Origin of the sequence: Bradyrhizobium sp. SZCCHNS2022, assembly GCF_032377575.1 — a bacterium.
GTDB lineage: Bacteria > Pseudomonadota > Alphaproteobacteria > Rhizobiales > Xanthobacteraceae > Bradyrhizobium > Bradyrhizobium aeschynomenes.
Map to the genome: position 1 here is coordinate 6,140,516 of NZ_JAUHHZ010000001.1, position 21,032 is coordinate 6,161,547.

At 67.8% G+C, this 21,032-nt stretch carries 19 protein-coding genes and 1 pseudogene; 12 read left to right on the forward strand and 8 right to left on the reverse strand.

Features of this window, described 5'->3' with window-relative positions:
- Nucleotides 1-292 precede the first annotated feature (292 nt).
- Together QXZ94_RS27525 and QXZ94_RS27530 are read left to right on the forward strand one after the other, a co-directional pair.
- Complete coding sequence (locus QXZ94_RS27525; RefSeq protein WP_315723680.1) at nucleotides 293-1,801, forward strand: bifunctional class I SAM-dependent methyltransferase/glycosyltransferase family 2 protein; 1,509 nt, start codon at nucleotides 293-295, stop codon at nucleotides 1,799-1,801.
- Nucleotides 1,802-2,083: 282 nt separating this feature from the next.
- A complete protein-coding gene (locus QXZ94_RS27530; protein ID WP_315723682.1) occupies nucleotides 2,084-3,682 on the forward strand; it encodes a hypothetical protein in 1,599 nt (532 codons plus the stop codon).
- Here the strand turns inward: QXZ94_RS27530 and QXZ94_RS27535 are convergent.
- From QXZ94_RS27535 to QXZ94_RS27550, 4 genes are read right to left on the reverse strand one after another with little or no spacing between them, the layout of a single operon-like run.
- A complete protein-coding gene (locus tag QXZ94_RS27535; protein WP_409998532.1) occupies nucleotides 3,622-4,152 on the reverse strand; it encodes a DoxX family protein in 531 nt (176 codons plus the stop codon). The genes QXZ94_RS27530 and QXZ94_RS27535 overlap by 61 nt on opposite strands.
- Nucleotides 4,152-4,934 carry a DNA-binding domain-containing protein gene (locus QXZ94_RS27540; RefSeq protein ID WP_315723685.1) on the reverse strand — a complete coding sequence of 261 codons (783 nt, stop codon included), beginning with the start codon at nucleotides 4,932-4,934 and terminating at the stop codon, nucleotides 4,152-4,154. Before QXZ94_RS27540 ends, QXZ94_RS27535 begins: the two co-directional genes overlap by 1 nt.
- Entirely contained in the window at nucleotides 4,921-5,841 is a 921-nt protein-coding gene (locus QXZ94_RS27545; protein ID WP_315723687.1) for a DUF692 domain-containing protein, read from the reverse strand. Before QXZ94_RS27545 ends, QXZ94_RS27540 begins: the two co-directional genes overlap by 14 nt.
- Before the next feature lie 39 nt (nucleotides 5,842-5,880).
- Nucleotides 5,881-6,186: a DUF2282 domain-containing protein gene (locus tag QXZ94_RS27550; protein WP_315723689.1), complete on the reverse strand. Its 306-nt coding sequence runs from the start codon at nucleotides 6,184-6,186 to the stop codon at nucleotides 5,881-5,883.
- Nucleotides 6,187-6,471: 285 nt separating this feature from the next.
- Between QXZ94_RS27550 and QXZ94_RS27555 the strand changes: the two genes are divergently transcribed.
- Nucleotides 6,472-8,562, forward strand: coding sequence for an adenylate/guanylate cyclase domain-containing protein (locus QXZ94_RS27555; protein ID WP_315726555.1), 2,091 nt, complete (start codon nucleotides 6,472-6,474; stop codon nucleotides 8,560-8,562).
- Nucleotides 8,563-8,571: 9 nt separating this feature from the next.
- On the opposite strand, the gene QXZ94_RS27560 is transcribed toward QXZ94_RS27555, so the two are convergent.
- The gene (locus QXZ94_RS27560) at nucleotides 8,572-9,312 is read right to left on the reverse strand and encodes a GntR family transcriptional regulator (protein WP_315723690.1); all 741 of its coding nucleotides are present in this window, start codon (nucleotides 9,310-9,312) and stop codon (nucleotides 8,572-8,574) included.
- Between the two features lie 196 nt (nucleotides 9,313-9,508).
- On the opposite strand from QXZ94_RS27560, the gene QXZ94_RS27565 reads away from it, so the two are divergent.
- From QXZ94_RS27565 to QXZ94_RS27585, 5 genes are read left to right on the forward strand one after another with little or no spacing between them, the layout of a single operon-like run.
- Nucleotides 9,509-10,543, forward strand: coding sequence for an extracellular solute-binding protein (locus QXZ94_RS27565; protein WP_315723691.1), 1,035 nt, complete (start codon nucleotides 9,509-9,511; stop codon nucleotides 10,541-10,543).
- Nucleotides 10,540-11,616: an ABC transporter ATP-binding protein gene (locus QXZ94_RS27570; protein WP_315723693.1), complete on the forward strand. Its 1,077-nt coding sequence runs from the start codon at nucleotides 10,540-10,542 to the stop codon at nucleotides 11,614-11,616. Before QXZ94_RS27565 ends, QXZ94_RS27570 begins: the two co-directional genes overlap by 4 nt.
- Nucleotides 11,613-12,479, forward strand: a complete 867-nt coding sequence (locus QXZ94_RS27575; protein ID WP_315723695.1) for an ABC transporter permease — start codon at nucleotides 11,613-11,615, stop codon at nucleotides 12,477-12,479. Before QXZ94_RS27570 ends, QXZ94_RS27575 begins: the two co-directional genes overlap by 4 nt.
- Nucleotides 12,479-13,276: an ABC transporter permease gene (locus tag QXZ94_RS27580; protein WP_315723697.1), complete on the forward strand. Its 798-nt coding sequence runs from the start codon at nucleotides 12,479-12,481 to the stop codon at nucleotides 13,274-13,276. The genes QXZ94_RS27575 and QXZ94_RS27580 overlap by 1 nt, the downstream gene beginning before the upstream one ends.
- Nucleotides 13,277-13,280: 4 nt before the next feature.
- Nucleotides 13,281-14,186, forward strand: a complete 906-nt coding sequence (locus QXZ94_RS27585; protein WP_315723699.1) for a polysaccharide deacetylase family protein — start codon at nucleotides 13,281-13,283, stop codon at nucleotides 14,184-14,186.
- A gap of 3 nt (nucleotides 14,187-14,189) precedes the next feature.
- Here the strand turns inward: QXZ94_RS27585 and QXZ94_RS27590 are convergent, their stop codons facing one another.
- Complete coding sequence (locus QXZ94_RS27590; RefSeq protein ID WP_315723701.1) at nucleotides 14,190-14,342, reverse strand: hypothetical protein; 153 nt, start codon at nucleotides 14,340-14,342, stop codon at nucleotides 14,190-14,192.
- Nucleotides 14,343-14,442: 100 nt separating this feature from the next.
- Here QXZ94_RS27590 and QXZ94_RS27595 point away from each other — a divergent pair.
- Nucleotides 14,443-15,271 (forward strand): annotated as a pseudogene (locus tag QXZ94_RS27595) (NAD-dependent protein deacetylase).
- Between the two features lie 235 nt (nucleotides 15,272-15,506).
- On the opposite strand, the gene QXZ94_RS27600 reads toward QXZ94_RS27595, so the two are convergent.
- Complete coding sequence (locus QXZ94_RS27600) at nucleotides 15,507-15,680, reverse strand: hypothetical protein (RefSeq protein ID WP_172184378.1); 174 nt, start codon at nucleotides 15,678-15,680, stop codon at nucleotides 15,507-15,509.
- Nucleotides 15,681-15,731: 51 nt separating this feature from the next.
- On the reverse strand, nucleotides 15,732-17,036 hold the full coding sequence (locus QXZ94_RS27605; RefSeq protein ID WP_315723704.1) for a sorbosone dehydrogenase family protein: 1,305 nt from the start codon (nucleotides 17,034-17,036) through the stop codon (nucleotides 15,732-15,734).
- A gap of 361 nt (nucleotides 17,037-17,397) precedes the next feature.
- Between QXZ94_RS27605 and QXZ94_RS27610 the strand changes: the two genes are divergently transcribed.
- The 3 genes from QXZ94_RS27610 (at nucleotide 17,398) to QXZ94_RS27620 (ending at nucleotide 21,016) form a co-directional block, all read left to right on the forward strand.
- A complete protein-coding gene (locus tag QXZ94_RS27610; protein WP_315723706.1) occupies nucleotides 17,398-18,723 on the forward strand; it encodes a DUF3422 domain-containing protein in 1,326 nt (441 codons plus the stop codon).
- A gap of 70 nt (nucleotides 18,724-18,793) precedes the next feature.
- A complete protein-coding gene (locus QXZ94_RS27615; RefSeq protein WP_315723708.1) occupies nucleotides 18,794-19,486 on the forward strand; it encodes a DUF2848 domain-containing protein in 693 nt (230 codons plus the stop codon).
- A 375-nt stretch (nucleotides 19,487-19,861) separates the two neighbouring features.
- A complete protein-coding gene (locus tag QXZ94_RS27620; protein ID WP_315723710.1) occupies nucleotides 19,862-21,016 on the forward strand; it encodes a glycosyltransferase in 1,155 nt (384 codons plus the stop codon).
- The last annotated feature ends 16 nt before the right edge of the window (nucleotides 21,017-21,032 follow it).

Genomic DNA, 21,032 nt, shown 5'->3' on the forward strand with positions numbered 1-21,032 from the left:
GTCTGTCCGGCTGAACCTGTGGTACCTGCCGCCTGCATTTTTTTGAGCAGGCGGGCCACGGGCCTCAGTCGAGGTCCGGCCTTCCCTGCGCCCTCGCATTTGAGAGCGCGAACGACTCGCAAAGCTCGGGCGCGAATGCGCCGCGTGGACGATTGCGGCCGCCTGTTTCGCTTCGTGGCTGGATGGATCATGCCGTCGCATGCGCCGGGCGCAGCGCGTCTTGGCCTAGCCTTGACTCCGCCCAACCCGGCTGGCCTTAGAGAGGCGGGAAAAATCACGAGGACGGTATCAGGTGGCGGAGTTGGACGGTCAGGTCTTGCAGGACGAGCACGAGCAGCCCCCGGCCGCGGCAATCGCGACGCCTGCGCCGCAGGCGCTCTCTCCGCGGAAGGCGGCGATCCTCGATCACGTCAACCGCTTTGCCGCCGAACGCGCCGGCTGGCGCGACAAGGCCTCCTTCTTCCACGGCGAGGACGAGTGCTATCTGCGCTTCCTGATTCCGCCCGGCAGCCGCGTGCTGGAGATCGGCTGCGGCCTCGGCGACACCTTGGCGTCGCTCCAGCCCTCCTATGGCGTCGGCATCGATTTCAGCGAGGCCCAGATTGCGCTCGCCCGCACCCGCCATCCGAACCTCACCTTCGTCGCCGGCGATGCCGAGGACCCGGCGACGCTGGCCGCCGTCACCGGCCCGTTCGACGTCATCCTGGTGCTCGACACGATCGGTTCGCTCGACGATTGCCAGCAGTTCATCGAGCAGTTGCACCCCTTGTGCACGCGCGAGACCCGGCTCGTGATCGGCTATTTCTCGCATCTCTGGTATCCGCTGCTGAAGGCGGCCGAGGCGATGGGCCTGCGCATGCCGCAGCCCGAGCAGAACGTGCTGTCGCCGGCCGACCTGCGCAACCTCGCGCAGCTTGCGGATTTCGATCCGGTGAAATCCGAGCAGCGCGTGCTGTCGCCGCTGCGGCTCTATGGCCTGGGCCGCTTCGCCAACCGCTTCCTCAGCGTGTTGCCGGGCCTGCGCGCGTTGTCGCTGCGGCATTACCTTGTGGCGCGGTCGATGCGCTGCGTCTCCGACGACGTCCGCTCGGCCACGGTCGTCATCCCCGCCCGCAACGAGCGCGGCAACATCGAGCCGGCGGTGCAGCGCATCGCCGAGTTCTGCAACGACATCGAGATCATCTTCATCGAGGGCCACAGCAAGGACGGCACCTATGAGGAGATGGAGCGGGTCCGTGCGGCCTTCCCGGATCACGACATCAAGCTGATGCGCCAGCCCGGCAAGGGCAAGGCCGACGCGGTGTTCACCGCCTTCGACGCCGCCCGCGGCGACGTGCTGATGATCCTCGACGCCGACCTCACCATGCCGCCGGAGCAGCTGCCGAAGTTTTTCGAGGCGCTGCGCTCGGGCAAGGGCGAGTTCATCAATGGCTCGCGCCTGGTCTATCCGATGGACGAGGGCGCGATGCGCTTCCTCAATCTGATCGCCAACAAGACCTTCTCCTACCTGTTCTCCTGGCTGCTCAACCAGCGCTATACGGATACGCTGTGCGGCACCAAGGTGCTCCGCCGCAGCGACTATCTCAGGCTGAAGGCGGGCAAGGCCTATTTCGGCGATTTCGATCCGTTCGGCGATTTCGACCTGATCTTCGGCGCCTCCAAATTGAACCTGAAGACCATCGACCTGCCGATCCGCTACGCCGCGCGCAGCTATGGCGAGACCCAGATCTCCCGCTTCCGCCACGGCTGGATGCTGCTGAAGATGGTCGTGTTCGCGTTCTTCAAGATCAAGGCGATCTGAGGATGGTGGATGCTGACCGGACGGGACCATCGAAGTTGAGCGCGCGATGGCCTCTGACGAATGGCGCCATCGCGGTACGAGCGTCTGCGAGTGCCTTGCTCCGTCATGCCCGGGCTTGTCCCGGGCATCCACGTCGTTCCGCGGGCGCAGGACAACGTGGATGGCCGGGACAAGCCCGGCCATGACGACGTGGAAACGGGTGGCCACGATACGTAAAGCGCTCTGTGCGGTCGCGCCGCAAGCGGGGCGAGAGGGCAGCCGCACAGTTGGCGGGACTCAGGTGTGACCAGGGATGGCGACCCGCTCGATCGTCTGACGCCGTTCGGCTGGCGCGGCGGCATTCTGGTGACGCTGCTGCTCTCGCTCGTCTCGTTCGTCGCCGCCGGCTATTTCACCGTCTATTGGCGCAACGCCGACATGGACTTCATGGTGATCTACAGCGCGCTTGCCATGAATGACGGCGGCGCGCAGGCGTTCTTCGATCATCCGGCCTATCTCACCATCCTTTCGGTCAAGGCCTGGTTTGCGCAGCTGCACCGCGCAGGCCTGCTCGACGCCTGGACGCTCTCGGCGATTCCGCAGGCCTCGGATCGCGCCGCGTTCGACGCCGCGATGACGTCAGCGGTTCATGCCGGGCGTGTCGCCGCGCTGCTCACCGCATCCGGCGTCATCCTCGCTTTCGCCTTGCTGGCGCGCCGGCTGGTGTCCGACTGGCGGATCGCCATGCTGGCGGTCACCGCCTTCGCGTTCTCCGGCGGCGTGCAGATGCATCTGCGCATCCTGCGCAGCGAGATGATCGCGGCGTCGTTCTGCATCCTCGCCTTGATGCTTCTGATCGTCGCGGTACGCCGCGCCAGCCTCGCGCGTCCGCTCGCCGTCGGCGCCGCCGCGCTGCTCTGCATGCTCGGGCTCACGAACAAGGTCCACGCCATCCTGCTGATCGCCGCGATCCCGGTGCTGGTGCTGCCATTCGGAACGGAGGCGAGCGCAAGCGTGGCGTTCTGGCGAGGCTCGCGTGCGTGGGCGGCCGTCCTGGTGGCAGCCATCGCTGCGCTGGTTGCGGCGATCGCCGCCTGGCCGCTGCTCGCCGCCGGCTTCGACCCGGCCAATGCGACGGCCGCCGGCCTCAAGCCGCTGCTGTTCGGACGCTTCGGGGTCTATCAGCTCACGCTGCTCGGCGTCATCGCCGCCTGCATGGTCGCCTTCGCGCGGTTGTGGCGGGTCAGCGCGGTCGAGACGGTCGCTGCGCTGCTGGCCGCCATCGCCGGCGCTGCCCTGGGCCTGCTCGCCCTCGATCTGAGCTACGACATCAACGACGTCGTGGTCGTGCTCAATCCGCTGGAGAAGATGATCACCTATGTCGACGCGCCGCAGGAGGCCGGCAGTCTCGGGGGCGCCGTCGGCCTGCTGCTGTCGGGCGTCGTCGGGGTGATCAGGCGCTACACGTTCATCCTGCAATCGTCGGCACGGCCGACTGTGTTCCTGACCTGGCTGATCATCCCCGGCATCGTCGTCGCCGTCAGGCGCGGCGAGCGGCAAGCCGCCGTTCAGGCCACGCTGCTGCTGCTGGCCGCCATCGGCATCGACGCGCTCGGCGTCCGCCGCGGCCTGAAGGTCGAGTACTTCGTCTTCACCGATCCGCTGATCATCCTCGCCGGCATCGTCCTGCTCGACCGGCTCGCCGATCTCAGCGCCTCTCGCTTCGCCTATCCGATCGGTGTCACGCTGCTGGTGCTGCATGTCGGCATCAGCCAGGCCGAGCCGGTCAAGATGGCGCTCAAGCGCAAGGGGCCCGAGGAGATCTGCGAGTGGAACGGCTACTACATGCCGCGGCTGGCGCTGCCCTGGTGCGCGCCGCCGAACAGCCCGCCGAGGACGTAATCGAGCGACAGCCTGCCACCGCCATGGGCGATCAGCGTCAGCGCCATCGCCGCCCAGGTCAGATGGATCGGCCAGCCATCGGGCACGGTGAGCTCGACGATGCAGGTCATGACCAACAGACCGAGCGCCGCGAAGCGGGTGCCGAGGCCGAGAATGAGGAGGACCGGCAAGGCGACCTCGCCGCAGCCCGACAGGAACGCCATGACCGTCGGCATGGGGAAGTGATACGGCCCGCCGGGCAGATGCAGCATGAACTCGTCGCTGAACAGCGTCACCGCGGTGTCGCTCAGCTTGAGAAAGCCATCCCACTTGAGGATGCCGGAGCGCCAGAACGGCACCGCGAGCGCGACCCGCGTGACGAACTGGACGAAGGTCAGTGGCGTCGCCGCCTGCAGCAGGCGCACCGCCCTGTCGGCCAGGGCAGGCAGCGACAGCGTCGGGCTCGGCGCCATGGAGTGATCCGTCGTCATCATGCGTCCTCGAAACTGATGTTCGTGAAGGCGCCGGCCTCGATCAGCCCGGCAATGTTGATCGCGAGATCGAACTCCGGCGCCGCCTCGAACGCGGCTTCCGCCGCCGCGCCGAGCGGCTGCTGCGCGATCAGCAGACTTGTGAAGATCGCGCCGCCCGGCGGCAGATGGCGCACGGCGACGTCGAGCGCGGGCCGCGTGATCAGCGCATCCTCCGGAACCGACCCATCGATGCGCGGCACCGGGGCATCGCTGCGGTTGGCCGAGAAGATCGTCACTGCCGCGAAATCAGAGCGCACGAGGCGGGTGGCGGGATGAGCGGCGAAGCGCAGCTCCGGCAGCCGCTCGGGCGGCACCGCCGCCAGCGCGGCACCGTCGAGCGGCACGGCGTCCGCCGCGTGATAGGCGTCGAGCCAGGCCCGCTCGATCCGCGCCACGTCCGGGAGAAACGGCATCGCCTCGGCGTGCTCGTAGCGCCCGATGAAGCAGGGGAAATCGCGACCATAGTCGAACAGCAGCGGCGATGTCGGCGGCGTCTCGCGCACATGCGCCCGCGCCATCGCGCGGAAGAAGTCGGGCCCGGTGATGCGCTGCACCGCGGGATAGATCGCAATCAGCGCCTCGATCAGGCTGACCGTGACGTTGTTGCGGTAGACATCGAACCGCCGCCCGGCGGCCTTGGCCCCGGGGCCCATGACGGCAACGGGCGTCGCGCCATCCGGCGCCAGCAGCGCCGCAGCGAACTGGGCTGCGTAGCCGGAGGCCTGCTCAGGCTGCAGCATCGCGCACCTCCTGCGGGCAGTCCGGTGCGTGGTCATCGAGGATCGTCTGCGCGGCCGCGGCCTCTGCCTTCAGCACCGGCCAGTCCGGAATGTTGCCGTCCCATTCGATCAGCGTCGGCACCGGACCGTTGCGCGCGATCACGCTGGCGAACAGAGCCCACACATCATAGGCGACGGGGCCGTCATGGCTGTCGATCAGCAGCGGCGTGCCTTCATCGTCGGCCTGCACGGCGTGACCGGCGAGATGAATCTCGCCGACGGCGGCCAGCGGGAAGTCCGCCAGATAGTCCTGCGGTGAGAAGCCATGATTGATCGCGGACACGAACACGTTGTTGACGTCGAGCAAAAGCCCGCAGCCGCTGCGGCGGACGATGGCGCGGATGAAATCGGTCTCGCTCATCGTCGACTCGTGAAAGGCCACGTAGGTCGACGGGTTTTCCAGCAGGATCGGCCGGCGGATCGCGCTCTGGACCTGGTCGATATGGTCGCAGACCCGTGCCAGCGTGGCGGCCGTGTAGGGCACTGGCAGCAGGTCGTTGAAGAACGTCGTCTCGTGCGTCGACCAGGCCAGATGCTCGGACACCAGGCTCGGCTGATAGCGGGCGACGAGCTTGCGGAAGCGCGCGAGGTGCTCGCGATCGAGCGGCTGCGGGCCGCCGATCGACATGCAGACGCCGTGGATCGACAGCGGATGATCCCTGCGGATCGCCTCCAGCTGATGGTGCGGCGGTCCGCCGGCGCCCATGTAGTTCTCGGCATGCACCTCGAAGAAGCCGCGCTGCGGCGCCTCGGCGAGGATCGCCGTCAGGTGCGACGGCTTGAAGCTGGTGCCGGCGACGCCGCCGAGGGGCGGCGGAAAGCGAAGCGGCAGGGTGTGGCACGGTGCAGGGGGGGCATCGTTGCGCATGCTGCGTCTCCGCTTTCCGCTTGGGGTGAACGAGGTCGATCAGATCGGCTTCAGCGAGCCCTTCTTGCCGCCGGGCACGTCGATGCTGGTGCAGGTGCCGCCGGCAACGAACTTCCAGGCGTTGCCCTGATAGTCGGTGGTCGAGGTGCCCTGGCAGGTGGTGCCGGGGCCGGCCGCGCAGTCGTTCTGGCCCTTCAGCGCAACGCCGAAGCACTTCTCCTTCTTGGCGGCCATGGCGGCATCGACCTGCTCCTTGGTCAGCGGGCCGGCCATGGCCAGGCTGGCGAGCGCGGTCGTGACGGCACCGGCGAGCGCCAGCGTGGTGACGGTTTTCTTGGCGGACATGACATTCCCTCTCGTGTTCTGCATCGCTCGCTTAGCGACGCGCTTCTCTCTTTCGCCCACGGCCACGAGAACGTTACGTGGCGGCTCCGCTCACGAGTCCGTGAGCGGTATTGCGTGCTCCAGAGCCGTCTCCATTCGAGCGCAGGCCTGCTCGGCGAGCCAATGCTTTGCAGGCATCGTCGGCTTAGCCAGCCGGCATTTGCCGCTGATGCGGTTGGGGCGCAGCCTGCCGATGTTGTGGTGCAGACCTCGGCACCCCGGTCCGACGGAGATCGACCTGCGATGATGGGCAGCCCAGACGGCTCGATACCGCGCGGTGCAGGCGCCGGCGAACGGCTGACCGTCAGCATTCGCTTTGCGGTCTCGGCGCTGGTGCTGACCGCGATTTTGTTGACCGCCCTTGCATCGAGCCTGCTGTGGTGGCGGACGTCCGAGGCGATCAGCCGTCAGCTCGCCAGCACCATCAATGCGCAGATCGCGGGCGCGGTGCGCAAGGAGGTGACCGCCATCGTCGGCGAGGCGCGCGCCGCGCACACCGCCATCCGCACGCTGTTCCTGCAGAACGTGCTCGACACCCGCGAAGCCGACAAGCGCGAGTTCGTGTTCCTGTCGCAGCTGCAGTCGCAGGCGACGATCTCATGGGCGGCGTTCGGCTGGCCGGACGGCTCGTTCTTTGCGGCGCATAAGCTCGGTGACCAGCGTCTGGAGATGATGGAGATCTCGCTCACCGATCACCCCGGCCAGCGCCGCGTTGACGACTACGACGTCGTGCCCGGCGACATCGAGTTCGCGGCTCGTCGCTTCGAGCCGACCCACTTCAAGGTTGCCGACCAGCCCTGGTTCAAGGAGAGCCTTGCCGCCGACGAGCCGCGCTGGTTCAGCGTCGATGTGCATCCCGGCGGTGACCGCCCTGCCATCGCGCTGGCCGGGCCGATCGACGTCTATCAGGAGCGGCAGGGCGTGCTCGCCATCATCATCGAGCACGCGCGCATCGCCCGTTTCCTCGCGCAGCTCCATGTCGGCAGCACCGGCAGCGCCTTCATTCTCGAGCGCGACGGCCGCGTCGTTGCTGCGCCGGACGAGCGCGCGGACGAGGTCAATGCCGGGCAGGTCCGCCAGCCGCTGCTGCCGGTGGCGCAGCAGGCGATGCGGCTCTCGCCGGGAGGTGACGAGGCCTGGCGCGGGCGCGTGCAATCGGGCGATGACGCCTTCGAAGTGGCGCGCACGGCGCTGCCGTTTCCCGGCTGGTCGCTCGTCACGGTGATTCCGGAAGCGGAGTTTCTCGGCCCGGTCGACGCGGCGCTCAGGCGCGTCATCATCGGTCTCGGCATCGGCGCCGTGCTCGCGGCCCTGGTCTCCGCCGCGCTGGCGCGCGCGGTGATCGCAGCGCCGCTCGGGCGCGTGGTGGCCGAGCTGCGTCACGTCGAGGCCTTCGCGCTCGAGCAGGTGCGCCGTCATCCTTCACGGCTGCGCGAGATCGCCAGCCTGTCCGGCGCCATTCACGACATGGCCGGCGGCCTGTCGTCATTCGGAAAATTCATCCCGGCGGATCTCGTTCGGCAATTGCTGCGGCAGGGCGTCGATGCCAAGCCGGGCGGCCATGTCCAGGAGCTCAGCGTGATGTTCATCGACATCGCCGGCTTCACCGGTCTGTCGGAGCGCATGGGCGACCGCGTCGTGCCGTTGCTGTCGCGCTATCTCGATGTGATCTCGACCGTGATCGTCGATCATGGCGGCACCATCGACAAGTTCATCGGCGATGCCGTGATGGCGTTCTGGGGTGCGCCGGCGGTGCAGCCGGATCATGCCGCGCTGTGCTGCCGCGCCGCGCTGGCCTGCCGTGCCGCCGTCGTGGCCAGCGGCCTGTGCGACGATGACGGCCGGCCGCTGGCGATCCGCATCGGCATCAACTCCGGCGCCATGCTGGTCGGCAACATCGGCTCGGAGCTGCGCCTCAACTATACGGTGATCGGCGACGCCGTGAACGTGGCGAGCCGGCTGGAGGGCGCCAACAAGACCTACGGCACCGCGATTCTGATCGGCGAGGGCACCGCGCGACTCGCAGGCGCGGGGTTTCTCACCCGCGAGATCGACCGCATCGCCGTCTATGGCCGCGAGGAGGGGCTGCGGGTCCATGAGCTGATCGGGCTTGCGCCGGATGCATCAGCAGACATTCGCTGGATCGCGCATTATGCGCGCGGATTGCAAGACTACCGCGCGCAGGACTTCGCGGCGGCCATTGCGGCCTTCGAGGCCGTTCTTGCCCTCAGGCCAGGCGATCGCGCCGCACAGCTCATGATCGCGCGCTGCCGGACGCTGTCGCAGACGAGGCCGGGTCAGGGTTGGCGGGCGGTGACGGCACTCACGACCAAATGAGACCCTCCGTCATGATCCGGCCGACCGCACCTTGCCGCGCAGCCGCCGCTCCGCAAACACGGCGGCGAGATCCTCGGTCGGCGTCGATCCCTCCGCATCGAGCCGCAGCCGGCCTTCGACATGCAGGAAGTGCTCGCGTGACACCGCGATGGCGCGCAGCAGGTCGCGATCGCGCAGCGCCGCGACGATCGCGCCGTGCTCGTCGACCGCGCAGATCGACTGCGCCGCCGGCTCGTAGACCGAGACCATCACCGAGGAGCGGCTCAGCAGGTCGCCGAGCATGCGCGACAATTCGGGATTGCCGAGCGCTTCGACGAGATGGACGTGGAAGGCGCCGGACAATCTGACAGAGGCGGCGCGATCGCCGCGCTGGGCGGCCGCGCGCTCTTCCGCGAGATGCGCATCGAGCCGGGCGAGCAGGAGATCATCGACCCGCAGCACCAGCTGGCTGAGCACACCGGCCTCGAGCACGCGATGCGCCTCATAGACCCGCCTGACGTCATCGAGCGTCGGCCGCGGCACCCGGGCGCCGCGGTTCGGGATCATCTCCAGCCGTCGCTCCGCGCCGAGGCGGTGAAGAACTTTCCGGATGCGCTCGCGCGAGACGCCGAAGATCGCGGCGAGCGGCGTCTCCGCCAGCTTGGTGCCGGCCTTGAGCTTGCCCTCCAGCAGCGCGCGCAAGACCGCCTGATACACCGCCTCGTCCTCGGCGGGATTGGCCTTCCCGATTCGCTGCGCTCGCATCGCCATGGCGAACTGCTAGGCCCAAAGGCGCGGCACGTCACCTCCAAAAAATGTGCACATTCTGCCTGTCACCGGGGCCGGCATGTCGGGCACGACTGCCCCAAGAGACTGAGATATCTCATCAAAGTAAAAATGTGCACATTTGGCACGGCGCTTGCTGATCCCTGTTGCCTGCCCTCGACAGCACACACGGGATCTCCTCATGAATGCCTTCTCCCGACGCAGCCTTCTGAAGACTGGTGCGGCCTTCGCCGCCACCTTCGCCGCACCCTCCCTGGTGCGCGCCGCCCCGAAAGAGATCGTGATTGGCGGCCCCGCCGGCGCCGCCAAATATTTCAACACCGACCTGTTCCCGGTGCTGGAGAAGAAGCTCGACTGCAAGGTGCTGTACGAGGGCACGAACTCGCTGACCAATTTGCAGAAGATGCAGGCCGACAAGGCGAGCCCGAAAATCTCGGTCGTGATCATGGACGATCCGGTGATGCTGCCGGCGGCGGCCGAAGGGCTGATCACCAAGATGTCGTCCTCCAGCATTCCCAATCTCGGCAAACTGGTCGGCGACGCTGTGCACCAGGACGGCATGTGGGCCAACTACCAGAAGCCGTGGGCCGGCATTGCCTATTCCACCAAGCGCGTGAAAACGCCGCCGGTGAGCTGGGCAGAGCTTTGGGACGCGAAGTACGACTCCAAGATCGTCGTGCCGTCGCTGTCCAACACCGAAGGGTTCTGGACGCTCCTGGCGGCCGCGCATCTCGAGACCGGCAAGCCCTACAAGGAGGCGCAATACGACATCGACGCCGGCTTCAAGAAGATGAAGAGCCTGAAGGCCAATCTGCTGAACGTCTATACCAACGCGCCGCAGGCCATCAACTTGCTGGAGCAGGGCGAGGCCTGGATGATCGGCGGTCAGTTCTCGGCCTACACCTTGATCCGGAAGGCGGATGGCTCGCCAGTCGATCTCGCCATTCCGAAGGACGGCGGCTTCTCGATGCCGTCGGGCATCGCCAAGGTGACGGGCGCTCCGGCCGGCGATCTCGCCGACGCCGTGATCGACTTCTATCTCAGCCCGGAGGCGCAGAGCATCCTCGCCAAGACGGCCTTCATCGCCCCGACCAACCAGGCAACGCCGCTTCCCGCCGGCTATCCCGATCCCGCATCCTTGTTCGCGCCGGACTGGGCGTTCATCGCCAAGAACCGCGCCAGCTGGGTCGACCGCTGGAGCAAGGAGATGACATGAGCGCCGCGCCGCATCTCGTCATCAGCGGTGTCTCCAAGCGCTTCGGCGCGGTGACCGTGCTCGATCGCGTCGATCTCACGATCGGACGCGGCGAGCTGGTCACGCTGCTCGGGCCGTCGGGCTGCGGCAAGACTACGCTGCTGCGCGCGATCGCCGGCCTCGCGCCGCCGGACACCGGCACGATCGCGCTCGCCGGGCGCGACGTCACCCATATGCCGCCGCACCGGCGAAATGTCGGCGTCGTGTTCCAGAGCTACGCGCTGTTTCCGCATCTCACCGTCGCCGGCAACGTCGCGTTCGGCCTGAAGGTGCGCGGCACGCCGAAGGCCGAGATCGAGCGCGCGGTCGAGCGGGCGCTTTCGCTGGTCAAGCTCGGCCACCTCGGCGGCCGCCGCATCTCGGCGCTGTCGGGCGGCCAGCAGCAGCGCGTCGCGCTGGCGCGCGCCATTGCGGTCGAGCCGGACGTGCTGCTGTTCGACGAGGCGCTGTCGGCGCTCGATCGCAAGCTGCGCGAGGAGATGCAGGTCGAGCTGCGCCGCCTGCTGCAGGAGGTCAAGGCGACCGCGATCTTCGTGACGCATGACCAGGACGAGGCGCTGACGATGTCGGATCGCGTCGCGGTCATGAACAAGGGCCGCATCGAGCAGCTGGCCGCGCCGCGCGAGCTGTATGCCCGCCCGGCCAGCCTGTTCGCGCTCAACTTCGTCGGCCTGTCGACGCGTATCGCGGGACAGGTCGTCGGCGGTCAGGACGGCATGGTCGAGGTCGTGACGCCGGTCGGCCGCCTGTCGGCGCGCGGCGCATTCCAGCTTGGCGCGTCGGTGATCGTGGCGACACGGCCGGAGCAACTGCGTCTCGGTGCTGTCGATGGCGTGAACTCCGCGGCCGGCCGCGTGCGCTCGGTGGTGTTCCAGGGCTCGCGGACGCTGGTCGATGTCGATGCCGGTGCCGGCGCGAGCCTGCTGGCCGAACTGTCCGGGCGCGAGGCGGAGCTGCCGCGCGTGCATGACGAGGTTCGCTTCGCCTGGCCGGCGGCCGAGACCTTCGCCTTCGCCGCGGAGGCAGCGCCATGACCGACGCCGTGCTGCCGGTGCCCGTCGTCAAGCCCGCGCCAGATCGCGAGCGGCTCGCCGCGTTCGGCTTCGTCACGCCCTCGTTGCTGATCATCGCGCTGGTCTTCGTGCTGCCGCTGGCGCTGCTGCTCGGCGTCAGCGTGCTCGACCCGAAGGGCGGCCTCACTGTCGCACATTATGTTCGGCTGCTCGGCACGCCCTATTATCTCGGCGTGATCTGGAACTCGCTGCGGCTCGGCCTGCTGACGACATTGATCGCCTTCCTCGTCTCCTATCCTGCGGCCTTCGCGCTGGCCCGCGCCCGCGGCGCCTTGCGCTCGATCCTGCTGGCGACGCTGTTCCTGCCGCTCGCCGCCTCGGTCATCGTCAAGGCCTTCGCCTGGACCATCCTGCTGCGCAGCGACGGCCTGATCAACACGATGCTGATCGCGCTGGGGATCATCGAGGATCCGATCCGGATGATCTTCACCCAGACGGCGCTGATCGTCGGCGCCGTCAACATCTTCCTGCCGTTCATGGTGCTGCCGATCTACGCCGTCGTGGCGCAGCTCGACGGCCGCTATGCGGAGGCCGCGGCGACGCTCGGCGCCTCGCCGCTCGTCGTGTTTTTCCGCGTCATCCTGCCGCTGACGCTGCCCGGCATCATCGCCGGCGTGGCGCTGGTGTTCTCGCTGTCTGTCTCCGCCTATGTCGTGCCGACGCTCTTGATCGGCGAGAAATATCCGACGCTCGCCACCACCATTGCGAAGGCCTATCTGCTGGCGCGCGAGCCGGGCTTCGGCGCCGCCGCCGGCGTCGTGCTGCTCGCGATCGCGGTGATCGTCGTCGCGCTCAGCGCCATGCTGTCGCGGGAGCCGAAATGATGACGCGCACAGCCATCATCATCTGCTGGGTGCTCGCGATCGGGCTCGCGCTGTTTCTGCTGTTGCCGCTGGTCGTGATCGCCGCCGCCTCGTTCTCGCCGACGCCGGTGTTCGACCTGCCGCTGTCAGGCGCATCGACGCGCTGGTATGGCCGCATCGGACGGCTCGACGGCTTCTGGCCGTCGCTGTGGCTGTCGCTCCAGATCGCCGTGCTGTCCACCGCGCTGTCGCTGATCGCCGGCACGCTCGCCGCCATCGCCATCGCCCGCGGCAGGCTGCCGGGCGCGGCCGCGCTCGGCACGCTGCTGGTCTCGCCGCTGATGATGCCCGGCCTCGTGCTCGGCATTGCGCTGCTGCAATATTTCCGCATGATCGGCTTCACCGCGACCTGGAGCGCGCTGCTCGTCGCGCATCTCGTGGTGACCCTCCCTTACGTCGCACGCACCATGATCGCCGGCCTGTCGCGGTTCGACTTTACGCTGATCGAGGCCGCGCGCACGCTCGGCTGCACCTATGCCGGCAGCGTGCTGCGCGTGATGGTGCCGGCGCTGGCGCCGTCGTTCCTGATATCAGGCCTGTTCAGCCTGCTGGCGTCGTTCGACAACTATCCGGTCTCGATCTTCCTCACCGATGTCCGCTCCAAGACGCTGCCGATCCGCATGCTGCAATATATCGAGGAGGCGCCCGATCCGACGCTCGCCGCGCTCTCCACCCTCATTCTCGCCGGCACGCTCCTGCTGCTGCTGATCAGTGATCGTCTGGTCGGCCTGCACCGCATGGCCGGAACCGCGGATTGATCCGATGAGCTCGCAACCTGCCTTCCGTCGCGATTTTTCCGGCTATGCCGGCCATCCGCCGCACCCGCGCTGGCCGAACTCCGCGCGCGTCGCGGTGTCGCTGGTGGTGAATTTCGAGGAGGGCTCGGAATTTTCCATGGCCGACGGTGATGCCAGCAACGAGGCGATCTACGAGGTCGTGCACCGGCTTGACGGTCCCGATCCCTGCATCGACAGCCATTTCGAATACGGCACGCGCGCCGCGTGGTGGCGGATCATGGACCTGTTCGACGCCCATGGCGCCAAGGTCACCGTCAGCGCCTGCGGCCGCGCCGTGGAGCGTTCGCCGGATCTGGCGCGCGATGCGGTCGCCCGCGGCCACGAAGTGTCGGCGCATGGCTGGCGCTGGCAGAGCCACGCCGACATGGGTGAGGCCGAGGAGCGGCGCGTGATCGCGCGCACGGTCGAGACCATCCAGCGCGTCACCGGACAGCGGCCGCTCGGCTGGCACACGCGCTCGGCAAGCTCGCCGAACACGCGCCGTCTGCTGGTGGAGCAGGGCGGCTTCCTCTACGACAGCGATGCCTATAACGACGATCTGCCCTACTACCTCGATGTCGCCGGCCGGACGCATCTCGTGCTGCCTTACGCCTTCGACAGCAACGACATGCAGTTCTTCAACGGCTCGCGCTTCCGTGGCGCCGATTTCGCCGACTACGTCATCGACGCCTTCGACTGGCTCGCGCGCGAGGGCGCGAGCGCGCCGAAGATGCTGTCGGTCGGGCTGCATCTGCGCATGATCGGACGCCCCGGCCGCATCGGCGCGCTCGACCGCATTCTCGCGCACATCACCGGCAGCGGGGCTGCCTGGGTCGCCCCGCGCGCCGACATCGCGCGGCACTGGCTCGCGAACGTGCCGCCGGCGCGCTGAGGCTCAGTCGTCCTCGGCGAGGTCGTCCGGCGTCAGCGGCAGCTCGATGTCGCCGCCTTCGCCGGTGGCGAGATCGCGCCCGTCCTCCGCCGGCAGCTCGCCCTCGGCTTCGTCGAGCGGCCAAAGGCCGCGGTCGTGTCCGTTGCGTGGCGTCATGGCAGGTCCTCCCGGCGGGATAAGACCTGCGGCGCGCATTGGTTCAGGGCCGGCGCGTCCGTGCTGCGACGGTCTGGCGCAGCCCGGTTCCCGCGACTACATGTGCGAGGCCATGGTCGATCCATCAGCCCTGAAATCCTTCCTCGACAGCCACAGCCGCATCGTCGTGCTCACCGGCGCCGGCTGCAGCACCAATTCCGGCATTCCCGATTATCGCGACACCGATGGCCAGTGGAAGCGCACGCCGCCGGTGACCTATCAGGCCTTCATGGGCGCGGAGGAAACGCGCCAGCGCTATTGGGCGCGCAGCATGGTCGGCTGGCGCCGCTTCGGCCGCGCCCAGCCCAACGGCGCGCATCGCGCGCTGGCGCGGCTGGAGGCGCAGGGCAGGAGCTCGCTCTTGGTGACGCAGAACGTCGACCGGCTGCACCAGGCCGCCGGCGCCAGCAACGTCATCGACCTGCACGGCCGGCTCGACCGCGTGCGCTGCATGGGCTGTGGCGCGACCCTGTCGCGCGCCGAATTCCAGGACGAACTCGCGCACGCCAATCCGCTCTGGCTCGCGCACGACGCGGCGGATGCGCCGGATGGCGATGCCGATCTCGACGGCGTCGATTTCGCTGATTTCACCGTGCCGGCCTGCCGCGCCTGCGGCGGAATTCTCAAGCCGGATGTCGTGTTCTTCGGCGAGACCGTGCCGCGCGACGTGGTTGCCACCGCGCGCGATCACGTCGACCAGGCCGACGCGATGCTCGTCGTCGGCACCTCGCTGATGGGTCTATTCCGGCTTCCGCTTCGTCCGCGCCGCCGCCGACCGCGCCATTCCCATCGCCGCCGTCAATCTCGGCCGCACGCGGGCGGATGATCTGCTGTCGCTGAAGGTCGAGGCGCCGTGCGACGAGGCGCTGGCGTTTTTGTTGGAGGGGTAGAGGTCCGTTTCACTTCCAGGTGAGCCAAAAGCCTCTCACCGCTTGCGCGGTGTAACCTCGCCCCGCTTGCGGGGAGAGGTCGGATTGCATCGTCAGATGCAATCCGGGTGAGGGGGCTTTCCGCACGGTCGGTGGGCGTGGCTGCCCCTCACCCCAACCCTCTCCCCGTGAAGGACGGGGAGAGGGAGCGCACCGTCGCTGCGGCGAGAGATCGGCTCACATGAGCCAAAATCCCTCACCGCGACTGCGGCTCCTCGCGCTGCTCGATGCGGTCCTTGTTGTTGACCTGCTCGCCTTCCGGCTTGCCGACCTCGACCGTCTTTCCGGCCTGGTTGCCCGGATTGTAGTGGAATTTGCCTTCTTGATGCTCGCCCGGCTGCTTCTGATCGGGATTGACGTTGTCGGCCATGAGACTCTCCTGTTGTCCCGGCGACAACGGGCCGAGGCCGGCCCGGTTCCGCTACGATCCCGTGACCCGCCAGATGCAGTTGCCGACGTCGTCGGCGACCAGCAACGATCCGTCCGACCCGAGCGTCACGCCGACCGGCCGGCCATAGGAGAAGCTCTCGTCGGGCGCGAGGAAGCCGGACAGAATGTCGCGCGCCGGGCCGGAAGGCTTGCCGTTCTCGAACGGAATGAACACCACCTTGTAGCCCGACAGCTTGCTGCGATTCCACGAGCCGTGCTGGCCGATCACCATGCCATCGGGGAAGCCAGGCAGCGTGCCCGCGGGCAGCCAGCACAGGCCGAGCGAGGCGGTGTGGCCGCCGAGCGCGTAGTCCGGCGTCAGCGCGGTCGCGACCAGCGCCGGATCCTGCGGCACGCGGTCGTCGACCGTCTTGCCCCAGTAGCAATAGGGCCAGCCATAGAAGCCGCCCTCGCGCACCGATGTGAGATAGTCCGGCGGCGTCTCGTCGCCGAGCCCGTCGCGCTCGTTGACCACGGTCCACAGCACCTTCGTATTCGGCTCGAACGCCAGCCCCACCGCATTGCGCAGGCCGCCTGCGAAGATGCGCGCCGCGCCGCTGGCGATGTCCAGCTCATAGATGCAGGCGCGGCCTTCCTCGACCTCGAACCCCTGCTCGGCGATGTTGCTGAGCGAGCCGACGCCGGCATAGATCTTGGTGCCATCAGGGCTGACCAGCAGGCTGCGCGTCCAGTGCCCGCCCGGCTTGAAGGTGGTGAGTCGCTTGCCCTGTGCGGTGATGCGCTCGGCGCCATCAGTATAGGGAAACGCGACGATGCCGTCGGTGTTGCCGACATAGAAGGTGTCGCCGACCAGGGCCATGCCGAACGGCTGGCTGAGATTCTCCATGAACGCGTTGCGTCGCTCCGCGGTGCCGTCACCGTCGGCATCGACCAGCCGCGTGATGCGGTTGGCGCTGACGCCGAGCGCGGCGGCGCGGCGCATCGTCGCCTGCATCGCATAGCCGAACATGTTGCGCACCGGGCTCGGCACCTGCGTCGCCTCGGCGATCAGCACCGACTTGTCCGGCATCGCATAGATCCAGCGCGGATGATCGAGCCCGGTCGCGAACGCATTCACCTTCAGGCCCGGCGCCGCCACCGGCTTCTCGCCGTCCTTCCAACCGCGCGCCGTCGGCATCTTCAAGGTCGGCAGCATCCCCTGCGGCTTGGCCTGCGGAATCTGCGGTGCCGCCCCCCACGCCGGCGCCGGCGTGTCCCCCTGCAATTTGCGCCACTGCAGCGCCGCATTGCCAACCAGCGCGACACCGCGCGCGACGATGGAGGAAAGCGTGGTCATGGGAGTCCTGTCAGGCTTGGGCGACGGATGTGGTGAGTGGCCATCGGGCGATGGCGGAAAAGACCATGCTGTTTATGGTCTACCACGGCCAACGTGACAACTGCATGCGCTGCGGATGGGGGCTGCGGAGTCGCGGGCACGCCGGCCTCAACCGTTCTGCGGTCACCGTGGCGCAGTCACTGAATTGCGCTAAAGTGCCGACGGATGCGAAGCGCGCGGGTGCAAGGGGAGGTGAGATCGGCATGACAGGGGTGATCGTTCCAAGCGCGGCCTTGCCCGTGAGGCGCGTTGCGGCTGCAGGCGCGTCGTTGACGCAGGTGGCTGCCTCGACACTTCGACCCCGCGCACGCGGAGCCCGCCGATGACCGCGCTCGACATGTCTGCGTTCACCCAGCATGCCCTGCGCGAGAGCGTGCTCAACGAGGTGCATGCGCGGCCGTTCACGCCGCTGATGCAGCCGGTCTCTGTCGTTCGCTTCGCGGTCATGGCGAAAGGCGACAGCGCGGATGCCGATCGCGACAGCCTTGCGGCGTTCTGCGCCCGGCATGGCGCGCCGGCGCCGGAGCCCGGCATCAAGCACCACCAGGTCGCCGTCGGACCGGCGCGGCTGCGCTGGGAGCAGCATTCGGAGTTCGCGACCTTCACCTGGATCTGGAGCCCGCCGGCCGATGCGCCGAAGCTCGCTTTCGGCGAGATCGCGCCGGAGCTGCAGGCGTTGATCGCATCGCTCAAGCTGTCCGGCGAGCTGCTGGTCGCGGTCAAGCTCGGCGTCGAAAGCGTCACCGATCCGGTCAAGCGCGCGGAAGCGCTGTTCGACAAGAGCAGTTTGGCGCTGGTTGCGGTGAAGGGCTCGATCGGCGCGCTTGCCTCCGACTTCCGACTCGACGAGGAGGGCTTCACCCGCATCCTCGTGTGCATCGAGGGGCCGACGCCCGAACGTCTCGGCGCGCTGGTGCAGCGCGTGCTGGAGCTCGAGACCTATCGCACGCTGGCGCTGCTCGGTTTGCCCGCCGCGCTGGAGCTGGCGCCGCAGGTCGATCGCATCGAGCGGCGGCTCGGCGAGGTCTTGGTGGAGATGCAGGGCGCCGAGACGCTCAAGCTCAACAATCATCTGCTCACCGAGCTGACCGAGCTCGCGGCGTCGCTGGAGCGCGGCGCCACCGGCACGCTGTTCCGCTTCGGCGCCAGCCGCGCCTATTGGGACCTGGTGCAGGCGCGGCTCACCGTCATCGAGGGCGAGCCGATCACGCCGTATTCGAGCTGGTCGTCGTTCCTGTCGCGGCGCATCGCGCCGGCGATGCGCACGCTCAACACGCTGGAGCGACGGCAGGACAATCTGTCGCGCAAGCTGTCGCGCGCCGCCGACCTGTTGCGCACGCGTGTCGACGTCGAGCTCGAGGAGCAGAACCGCGATCTCCTGCGCTCGATGAACGAGCGCACCAAGCTGCAGCTGCGCCTGCAGAGCACGGTCGAAGGCCTGTCGGTGGCCGCGATCGGCTACTACGTCGTCAGCCTGTTCGGCTACCTGGCCAAGGGCGCGCACGACGCCGGCCTGCACGTCGAGCCGACCTTCGCTACCGCCGTCTTCGTGCCGGTCGCGATCGCGCTGATCTGGTTCACCACGCACCAGATCCGCAAGCGGCATCTGAAGGAGGACCACGAGGCCGAGAAGGCGGGCAAGGAGTGAGCGGACCGCGCTTGCCAGCATGCCCAGGGGCGGCTAAGCGGCAGGCTGGTTTTCAAGGGGCAATGCGACGATGAGCGGTACTCGAATCGAATTTCTGGTTCACGCTGACGGAACGGCGGCGCGGCAGCCGGTCACGCTGAACCGTCTCGTCATCGCCGGCTGGACCGGGCGCGATCCGGTCGCGCGCGACAAGCACATCGCCGAGCTGGAAGAGCTCGGCATTCCCCGCCCGGCGACGACGCCGATCTATTACGAGGTCGCGGCCAGGCGGCTGACGACGGCCGACGGCATCGAGGTCTCCGGCGGCGACTCCTCCGGCGAGGTGGAATTCGTGCTGGTGAAATCCGGCGGCAAGATGTTCGTCGGCGTCGGCTCCGATCATACCGACCGCAAGGTCGAGACCTACAACATCACCGTCTCCAAGCAGATGTGCGACAAGCCGATCGCGCCCGAGCTGTGGCTGGTCGACGACGTCGCCGCGCATTGGGACCGGTTGATGTTGCGTGCTTACGCGACCATCGGCGGCGAGCGCGTGCTGTACCAGGAGGGCGCGCTGAGCGGCATGCTGGCGCCGGCCGATCTGGTCGCGCGCCGCTATGGCGAGGCCGGGCTGCCCGAGGGCACCGCGATGTTCGGCGGCACCTTCGCAGCCCTGGGCGGCATCCGCCCGGCCGACCGTTTCGCGTTCGAGCTGGTCGATCCCGTGCTCAACCGCGTCATCCGTCACGGCTACGCGGTTCAGCAGCTCATCATCGCCGGCTGAGATCGACCCGCGATCACGATCGCGTGCGGCGGGAGCGTGTTGAAGGAGTCCGCGGCGCGTCGTCGCGGTCGTCGCTGCGCATGGCGTCATGCGCGCAGGCGTTGCGGGCGGCAAGGGCCTGTTAAGCAAGGCGGCCTATGGTGCCGAGTGTGCCGAAGCGAGACCATAGCCTTGTTGTTCGTTCTGGTCCGGCACACCTGTCGCAAATCGAGACGCGGCGAGGCTGACATATCCTTAACCGATCCTTACCTGATAGCAGCGGATTCGACGGGTCGGAGGACAAGGGCGATTAACTAGAAGTTTAGGATTGGTTTTGTGCGCGTGAACGCCTCCCTTAAGGGTTTGTTCAAATACCCAGGGACTTGGGAGAGCGGGATGCGCGTCGCGATCGTCCACGATTGGCTTTACGTTCTCGGCGGCGCCGAGAAGGTGCTGCAGGAGATCCTGCGCTGCTACCCCGGTGCGGATGTCTTCGCGCTGTTCGACCTGCTCCGTCCCGAGGACCGCGCCAAGCTGGGCTTCGAGACGTCGCAGACCAGCTTCCTGCAGAAGATGCCGGGCTTGCGGAAGTATCACCGCTCCTATCTGCCGCTGATGCCGCTGGCGATCGAGCAGCTCGATCTGTCGAGCTACGACCTCGTGATCTCCTCGAGCTGCGCGGTGGCCAAGGGCGTGCTGACCGGGCCGGAGCAGCTGCACATCGCCTATGTGCATTCGCCGATGCGCTACGCCTGGGACCTGCAGCACCAGTACCTGGAGGAGAGCGGCTACGCGACGGGCATCAAGGGCCTCATCGCCCGCGCCTTGCTGCACAAGATGCGGATCTGGGACGCGCGCACCGCGCACGGCCCCGACGCCATCTTCACCAACTCGCAATTCGTCGCCCGCCGCATCAAGAAGATCTATGGCCGCGAGGCCAAGGTGATCTATCCGCCGGTGACGATCGGCCAGCGCGATGCGATCCTCCCGGTCGGCAACCACTTCCTGGCCGCGAGCCGTCTCGTTCCCTACAAGCGAATCGAGCCGATCGTCCGCGCCTTCAACACCATGCCGGACCTCGAGCTGGTCGTCGCCGGCGACGGCCCGGAAGCGGCGCGGTTGAAGTCGATCGCGGGCCCCAACGTGACCTTCGCCGGCTTCGTGCCCGACAAGCAGTTGCGCGATCTCATGACCACCGCCCGCGCCTTCGTGTTCGCGGCGGAGGAGGATTTCGGCATCATCCCTGTCGAGGCACAGTCCGAGGGCGCGCCGGTCCTGGCCTTGGGCCGCGGCGGTGCGCGCGAGTCGATCCTGACCACGGGGCCTCGTCCGACCGGCATGTTCTTCGAGACGCCCGAGCCCGCGGCGATCGCCGAATGCGTCCGCGCGTTCGTGGCCAGGGAGAAATCGATCTCGCGTCTCGATTGCCGCCAGCGGGCCGGCTTCTTCTCGGCCGATCGCTTCCGCAGCCAGTTCGTCGCGGCGGTCAACGAGGAGATCGAGAGCTTCCGTGCGGGACATCAGAGCCGCGCGACGCGGCTGATTGCGTAAGTTGGCATGTGGTGTG

Excerpts from the sequence above, each read along its gene's own strand:
- QXZ94_RS27535 (WP_409998532.1), bottom strand. The coding sequence starts at position 4,152 with ATGACGACGGATCACTCCATGGCGCCGAGCCCGACGCTGTCGCTGCCT.
- QXZ94_RS27540 (WP_315723685.1), bottom strand. The coding sequence starts at position 4,934 with ATGCTGCAGCCTGAGCAGGCCTCCGGCTACGCAGCCCAGTTCGCTGCG.
- QXZ94_RS27545 (WP_315723687.1), bottom strand. The coding sequence starts at position 5,841 with ATGCGCAACGATGCCCCCCCTGCACCGTGCCACACCCTGCCGCTTCGC.
- QXZ94_RS27550 (WP_315723689.1), bottom strand. The coding sequence starts at position 6,186 with ATGTCCGCCAAGAAAACCGTCACCACGCTGGCGCTCGCCGGTGCCGTC.
- QXZ94_RS27555 (WP_315726555.1), top strand. The coding sequence starts at position 6,472 with ATGGGCAGCCCAGACGGCTCGATACCGCGCGGTGCAGGCGCCGGCGAA.
- QXZ94_RS27560 (WP_315723690.1), bottom strand. The coding sequence starts at position 9,312 with ATGGCGATGCGAGCGCAGCGAATCGGGAAGGCCAATCCCGCCGAGGAC.
- QXZ94_RS27565 (WP_315723691.1), top strand. The coding sequence starts at position 9,509 with ATGAATGCCTTCTCCCGACGCAGCCTTCTGAAGACTGGTGCGGCCTTC.
- QXZ94_RS27570 (WP_315723693.1), top strand. The coding sequence starts at position 10,540 with ATGAGCGCCGCGCCGCATCTCGTCATCAGCGGTGTCTCCAAGCGCTTC.
- QXZ94_RS27575 (WP_315723695.1), top strand. The coding sequence starts at position 11,613 with ATGACCGACGCCGTGCTGCCGGTGCCCGTCGTCAAGCCCGCGCCAGAT.
- QXZ94_RS27580 (WP_315723697.1), top strand. The coding sequence starts at position 12,479 with ATGACGCGCACAGCCATCATCATCTGCTGGGTGCTCGCGATCGGGCTC.
- QXZ94_RS27585 (WP_315723699.1), top strand. The coding sequence starts at position 13,281 with ATGAGCTCGCAACCTGCCTTCCGTCGCGATTTTTCCGGCTATGCCGGC.
- QXZ94_RS27590 (WP_315723701.1), bottom strand. The coding sequence starts at position 14,342 with ATGACGCCACGCAACGGACACGACCGCGGCCTTTGGCCGCTCGACGAA.
- QXZ94_RS27600 (WP_172184378.1), bottom strand. The coding sequence starts at position 15,680 with ATGGCCGACAACGTCAATCCCGATCAGAAGCAGCCGGGCGAGCATCAA.
- QXZ94_RS27605 (WP_315723704.1), bottom strand. The coding sequence starts at position 17,036 with ATGACCACGCTTTCCTCCATCGTCGCGCGCGGTGTCGCGCTGGTTGGC.
- QXZ94_RS27610 (WP_315723706.1), top strand. The coding sequence starts at position 17,398 with ATGACCGCGCTCGACATGTCTGCGTTCACCCAGCATGCCCTGCGCGAG.
- QXZ94_RS27615 (WP_315723708.1), top strand. The coding sequence starts at position 18,794 with ATGAGCGGTACTCGAATCGAATTTCTGGTTCACGCTGACGGAACGGCG.
- QXZ94_RS27620 (WP_315723710.1), top strand. The coding sequence starts at position 19,862 with ATGCGCGTCGCGATCGTCCACGATTGGCTTTACGTTCTCGGCGGCGCC.